The sequence below is a fragment of the Umezawaea sp. NPDC059074 genome (assembly GCF_042738955.1).
Classification (GTDB): domain Bacteria; phylum Actinomycetota; class Actinomycetes; order Mycobacteriales; family Pseudonocardiaceae; genus Umezawaea.
Window position 1 is genome coordinate 2109 of record NZ_JBHYHC010000219.1, and the last position, 7293, is coordinate 9401.

Sequence of the window (7293 nt, forward strand, 5' to 3'; positions counted from 1 at the left end):
CCTCGGGCAACTCGACGTCCGCGACCACGACCGCCCGGTAGTCCAGCGGGGACCGGGTGGTGGCCAGCGACCAGGCCGTGGCGTGCGGGTCGGCGGGGTCGATCCGGGCCGCGAGCGCCCGCACGGCGGCGGGTGAGCGGCCGGACAGGACGAACGGCAGCACCCGGTCGAACGGAACGGCGGCCGGGAGCGGCGCGGGTGGGGCCTGTTCGAGGACCACGTGGGCGTTGGTGCCGCTCGCGCCGAACGCCGACACGCCCGCTCGGCGCGGTCGGCCGACCTCGGGCCACGGCCGGTGGCCGGTCAGCAGCTCCACCGATCCCGCGGACCAGTCGACGACCGGGGTGGGGGTGTCGACGTGCAGGGTCTTCGGCAGGACGCCGTTCCGCAGCGCCTGCACCATCTTGATCACCCCGGCGACCCCGGCGGCGGCCTGCGTGTGGCCGATGTTGGACTTCAGCGACCCCAGCAGCAGCGGCCGTTCCCGGTCCTGGCCGTAGGTCGCGAGCAACGCCTGCGCCTCGATCGGATCGCCCAGCTTCGTGCCGGTCCCGTGCGCCTCCACAGCGTCCACGTCCGAAGTGGACAGACCGGCGTTCGCCAGCGCGGACCGGATCACCCGTTCCTGCGACGGCCCGTTCGGCGCGCTCAGACCGTTGGACGCACCGTCCTGGTTCACCGCCGAACCCCGCACCACCGCCAGGATTCGCCGACCATTCCGCACCGCGTCGGACAGCCGTTCCAGCACGAGAACGCCCGCGCCCTCCGACCACCCGGTGCCGTCGGCGGTCGCCGCGAACGACTTGCACCGGCCGTCGGCGGCCAGCCCGCCCTGCCGTGCGAAGTCCGCGAACGTCGAGGGCGTGGCCATCACCGTCACCCCGCCCGCCAACGCCAGAGTCGACTCCCCACGCCGCAGCGACTCGCACGCCAGGTGCAGGCTCACCAGCGACGACGAGCACGCCGTGTCCACGGACAGCGCCGGGCCGACGAGCCCGAGGTGGTAGGCGACCCGGCCGGACACCACGCTGCCCGCCGACCCGGAACTCAGGTAGCCGACCAGGTCGTCGGGCACGCTGCCGACGTCGACGAGGTAGTCGTGGTACATCACCCCGAGGAAGACCCCGGACTGGCTGCCGCGCAACGACAGCGGCGGGATCCCGGCCCCTTCCAGCGCTTCCCAGGCGGTCTCCAGGACGATCCGCTGCTGCGGGTCCATCGCCAGGGCCTCGCGCGGCGAGATCCCGAAGAACCCGGCGTCGAAGTCGCCCGCGTCGTGCAGGAACCCGCCCACGGCGGCGAACCCGGTCCCGGACGCGGGCCAGCCGCGGTCGGTCGGGAACGGCGTCACGGCGTCCTCGCCCGCCACGACCAGGTCCCACAGCCCCTCGGCGGACACGACCCCGCCGGGGTAGCGGCAGCCGATGCCGACGATCGCGATCGGCTCGTCGACCGCCACCGCGACCGGAGCCGCGACCGTGACACCGCCGCCGGACGACAGGGTGCGCAGGTGGTCGGCGAGGGCGGCGCTGTTCGGGTGGTCGAAGGCCACCGTCGCCGCGAGCCGCAGCCCGGTCGCGGCGGCGAGCCGGTCGCGGACGTCGATCGCGGCGAGCGAGTCGAACCCGAGGTCCCGGAACGCCGACTCGGCGGGGACGGCGGCGAGCGAGTCGTGGCCGAGCACAGCGGCGACGTGCGAGCGGACCAGGTCCAGGAGTCCACGGGCGTCCGGGCGCTTGCCGCCCGCGACCCGCCTGCGGGGAACGTCCTTGCGCCGCACGGCCTCCAGATCCAGCCGGGCGGGCGCGACGACGGCGGTGTCCGAGCCGAGCGCGCGGTCGAACAGCGCCAGCGCGTCCGCGGTCGCCAGCGGGTGGACGCCCGCCCGTGCCAGCCGGGCCAGGTCGGCGGAGGCCAGTCCGCCGGTGATGCCGGTGGGTTCGGCCCACAGCCCCCAGGCCAGCGACACCGCGGGCAGGCCGATCCCGCGGCGGTGGTGCGCGAGAGCGTCCAGGAAGGCGTTGCCCGCCGCGTAGTTCGCCTGTCCCGGCGAGCCGAGGGTGGCCGCCAGCGACGAGAACAGCACGAAGAACGCCAGGTCGCCGGTCAGCTCGTGCAGGTTCAGCGCGCCGGTGGTCTTGGGCCGCAGCACGGCGGTCAGCCGCTCCGGGGTCAGCGAGTCCACGAGACCGTCGTCGACGACCCCGGCCGTGTGCACCACGCCCGTGAGGTTCGAGATGCCCGCCAAGACCTCGGCGAGCGCGTCCCGGTCCGCCACGTCGCACGCAACCACGTCCACCCGCGCGTCCAGGTCGTCCAGGTCGGGCGCGGAACCGGTGCGGGACAACAGGACCAGGTGGCGGACCCCGTGCGCGGTCACGAGGTGCCTGGCGACCGCCCGGCCGAGCCCCCCGGTGCCGCCGGTGATCAGCACGGTCCCGTCCGGGTCGAGCACGGGCGGAGCCGCGGCGGGCGCGGGGACCAGGCTCGGCACCCGGACGGTCTCGCCGTGCACGGAGAGCCGCGGCTCGTCGGTGGCCAGCGCCGCGCCGACCACCGGCCACGACACGTGCTCGTCCACCTCCAGCAGCACGAACCGGCCGGGGTGCTCCGCCTGCGCCGAGCGGACCAGCCCCCACACCGGGGACTGGCCGAGGTGCTCCGCGCGGGTGACGAGCACGAGCCGCCGGTCGTCGGAGCCCGCCGTCCACCGCCGCACGACGTCGAGCGTCCACAGCGCGGTCGCGATCGGGTCCGGGTCGTCGGGCACGGCCAGCAGCACCGGCCCGTTCTCCGGCGCGGCGTCCAGGTCTGCGCACGGCGGGGCGGTCGGGATCCGCTCGGCCACGGCCAGTTCGGGCCAGTCCAGCCGGTACAGCGCTCCCCGCCCGATCTCCAGCGGTCGCAGGGCGAGCGAGCCGACCGACGCGACCGGCAGCCCGTCGTGGTCGACCAGGTCCAGCCGCACGGCGTGGTCCCCGGCGGGCGTGACGCGGGCTCGCACGGCCGTCGCGCCGGTCGCGTGCACGACCACGTCGGTCCACGCGAACGGCAGCACGGGGGTGCCGCCGGACGTGACGTCGAGCGCCATCACGTGCTGGGCGGCGTCCAGCAGCACCGGGTGCAGCGGGGAGTCCCCGCCGACGTGCTCCGGCAGTTCCACGTCCACGTAGACGTCCGCGCCGTGCCGCCAGGCGGCTGTGACAGCGCGGAACGCGGGCCCGTACCGGTAACCGGCGGCGTCGAGGTCGTCGTACAGGTCGGCGACGTCGATCTCCACCGCGTCGGCCGGGGGCCACGTCCGCGGTTCGGCGGTCCCAGTCCCGGCGGTCACCGCGCCGGTCGCGTGCCGGGTCCACGGTCCGTCCCCGCTCCGCGCGTGGATCGCCACCGAGCGCCGCCCGGCCTCCTCCGGCCCGACGACCACCCGCGCCTCGGTCCCCGGCGACAGCACCAGGGCCGCCTCGATCACCAGTTCGGCCACGGCGGGGCAGCCGACCTCGTCGCCCGCGCGCACCGCCAGGTCCACGAACACCGCGCCCGGCACCAGCACCTCCCCCGCCACGACGTGGTCGGAGAGCCACGACTGCGCCAACGGCACCGTCAGCACCGCGCCAGCGGCCTCGGGCAGCACCACCACGGCGGGGCCGGAGGACTTCGCCGTCAGCCAGAAGTGCCTGCGCTGGAACGGATACGTCGGCAGATCGACCCACGGCCGCGCCTCGGGGAAGGCCGCGGACCAGTCCACCGGGACCCCGACCTCGAACAGGTCGCCGAGCCCGCGCAGGAACGTCGACACCTCGTCCCGTCCGCGCCGCAGCAGCGGCACCGCGACCGCGTCCGGCACGATCTCCCGGCACATCCCTGCCAGCACGGCGTCCGGCCCCACTTCGACGAACCGCGACCCACCTCGAGCCGTCACCGCCTCGACCATGTCCGCGAACCGCACGGTGTCCCGCAACTGCCGCACCCAGAAGTCGGCCGTCGCCACCCCGACCGACACCATCGGGATCACCGGCTCCCGCAGTTCCACCGACTCCAGAACCGCGCGGAGCTCCTCCAGCACCGGATCCATCCGCCGCGAGTGGAACGCGTGGCTCACGTCCAACACCTGCGCCTTGTGCCCCAACGCTTTCACCTCGCCCACCAGGGCGGCGACCGCATCCACTTCACCGGACACCACCACCGACGAGGGCCCGTTCACCGCCGCCAACTCCACGCCCTCGGGCAGGTCGACGTCCGCGACGCCCAAAGCAGCCATCGCCCCGCCTTCGGGCAACGCCTCCATCAACCGCGCCCGCGCCGCCACCACCCTCACCGCGTCCGATAGGCTCAAAACACCGGCCACGTGAGCGGCAGCCAACTCCCCCACCGAATGCCCGATCACGAAATCCGGCCGCACACCCCACGACTCCACCAACCGGAACAGCGCCACCTCCAACGCGAACAACGCAGGCTGCGCGAACCCCGTGCGATCCAACCGCTCCAGATCCCACTGCCCACCAAACAAACCCCGGATCTCGTCGAACACCCCCGCGAACACCGGGAAACGCGCCGCCAACCCCGACCCCATACCCGCGCGCTGCGACCCCTGGCCGGAGAACACGACCGTCAGACCGCCGCGGGACACGACCCCGCCACGGCCCTCCTCGACCTCGCGCAGGCCGGTCACCACGGCCTCCAGGTCCGCGCCCAGGACGACGGCACGGTGCTCCAACGGCGACCGCGTGCCCACCAGGGAGGCTCCGACGTCGGCCAGGTCCGGCGCGGTCTCGGCGACAGCCCGCAGCCGGGCCGCCTGGACGCGCAACGCCGGTCCTGTCCGCGCGGTGACGATCCACGGCACCAAGCCGACGGCATCCGTCGTTGGCACCGGCTCGGCGGGCGCGGCCTGCTCCAGGACCAGGTGGGCGTTCGTGCCGCTGATGCCGAACGCGGACACCGCTGCCCGGCGCGGGCGGTCGGACTCCGGCCAGGCTCGCGCCTCGGACAGCACCTCCACCGACCCCGTCGACCAGTCCACCACGGGCGTCGGCTCGTCGACGTGCAGCGTCCGGGGCGCGACCCCGTGCCGCATCGCCATCACCATCTTGATCACCCCGGCGACCCCCGCCGCCGCCTGCGTGTGGCCGATGTTCGACTTCACCGACCCTAGCAACAGCGGCCGTTCGCGGCCCTGACCGTAGGTCGCCAGCAACGCCTGCGCCTCGATCGGATCGCCCAGCTTCGTCCCGGTCCCGTGCGCCTCCACCACATCCACGTCCGAAGTGGACAGACCGGCGCTCCCCAACGCCGACCGGATCACCCGCTCCTGCGACGGCCCGTTCGGCGCGGTCAACCCGTTCGACGCGCCGTCCTGGTTCACCGCCGAACCCCGCACCACCGCCAGCACCCGCCGACCGTGGCGCACCGCGTCCGACAGCCGCTCCAACACGAGGATCCCCGCGCCCTCGGCCCAGCCCGCGCCGTCAGCGGTCGAGGCGAACGCCTTGCTCCTGCCGTCGGCCGCCGACCCGCCCTGTCGGGAGAACCCCTGGAACGTGATCGGCGACGCCATCACCGTCACCCCGCCCGCCAGTGCGAGCGTCGACTCCCCGCGCCGCAGCGACTCGCACGCCAGGTGCACGCCCACCAGCGACGACGAGCACGCCGTGTCCAAGGACAGGGCGGGACCGACCAGGCCCAACTGGTAGGCCACCCGGCCGGACGCCACGCTGAGCGTGCTGCCGGTGACCAGGTGGCCCGCGACGTCGGCGGACGCGTCCTGCATGCGGGGGGCGTACTCCTGCGCGATCACCCCGAGGAAGACTCCGGTCGCGGTGTCCCGCAACGACAACGGCGGGATGCCCGCGTCCTCCAGCGCCTCCCAGGCGATCTCCAGGGCGATCCGCTGCTGCGGGTCCATCGCCAGTGCCTCGCGCGGGGAGATCCCGAAGAACTCCGCGTCGAATTCGCCCGCCCCGTCGACGAACCCGCCCTCGGCGTGGAAGGCGGCGTCCGCCACGTCCCAGCCGCGGTCAGTCGGGAATCCGGTCAGCACGTCCCGGCCGTCGGCGACGACGTCCCACAGCCCCTCGCGGGACCGGACGCCGCCGGGGAACCGGCAGCCGATCCCGACGATCGCGATCGGCTCGCGGGCCCGCTCCTCCAGGTCGGTGAGCCGTCGGCGGGACTCGCGGGCGTCGGTGATCGACCGCCGGAGGTACTCGCGGAGCTTGTCTTCCTCGGCCATGGTGTGTGCTGCTCCCTGCGTGAAGGTGGGCCTAGAAGTCGTCGACCATGGCGAACAGCTCGTCGTCGGTGGCGGCGGTGAGGTCCGCCGCCCCGCCGACCGGCGCGCACAGCGCGAGCAGGTCGCGAAGCCGTTCCGCGAGGCGGTCGCGCCGCGCCGGATCACCCGACCGCAGCGCCCGGTCCACGAGGTCGAGGCCGGGGAAGTCCTCCTCCTCGACGGGCCGTCGCAGCAGGTCGCGCAGGTGGCGCGCGGTCCGCAGCGGTGTGGGGTGGTCGAAGACGAGCGTCGCGGGCAGCGCCAGTCCGGTGCCGCGCGCCAGCCGGTTGCGCAGCTCGACCGACGTCAGCGAGTCGAACCCGAGCGACGCGAACGCCAGGTCCGCGCCGATCGCGCTCGCCTCCCGGTGCCCGAGCACGGCGGCGGTCTCCGCGCACACCACCTCCACGAGCACCCGTTCGCACTCCTCCTCCGGCAGTCCCGCGACCCGCTCGGCCAGACCGGAAGTCGTGGCCGCACGACGCGCGGCGGGCCGGATCAGGCCGCGCAGCAACGCGATCCCCTCCTGGGCGCGACCGCGCAGCACCGCGAGGTCCATCGTGGACGCGACCACGGCCGGGGCGTCGATCTCGCGGGCCCGGTCGAACAGCGCCAACGCCCGGTCCGGGGCCATCCGCACCAGGCCGAGGCGTTCGCCCCGCCGCACGTCCCGGTCGGCCAGCCGTCCGGCCATGCCCTCGTTCTCCGCCCACAGCCCCCACGCGAGCGACCGCGCGGGCAGGCCGAGCGCGTGCCGGTGCTGGGCGAGCCCGTCGAGGAACGCGTTGGCGGCCGCGTAGTTGCCCTGCCCGGCCGCGCCCAGCACCCCCGCGGTCGAGGCGTAGAGGACGAACGCGGCCAGGTCGGCGTCCCTGGTCAGCTCGTGCAGGTGCCAGGCGGCGTCGGCCTTGGGCCGCAGCACCCGGTCGACCCGGTCGTCGGTGAGGGTGCCGATCACGGTGTCGTCGACGACGCCCGCCGAGTGCACGACCGCGGTGTGCGGCCGGGTGGCGGGGCTGGAG

The 7293-nt window shown here is 74.7% G+C and carries 2 protein-coding genes; both read right to left on the reverse strand.

The annotated features are described in order from the left end of the window. Positions 1 to 6232: SDR family NAD(P)-dependent oxidoreductase (locus ACFWW9_RS44365; RefSeq protein ID WP_390389375.1), on the reverse strand; the 6232-nt coding region annotated here is incomplete at its 3' end. A gap of 31 nt (positions 6233 to 6263) precedes the next feature. Further along, positions 6264 to 7293: beta-ketoacyl reductase (locus tag ACFWW9_RS44370; RefSeq protein WP_390389378.1), on the reverse strand; the 1030-nt coding region annotated here is incomplete at its 5' end.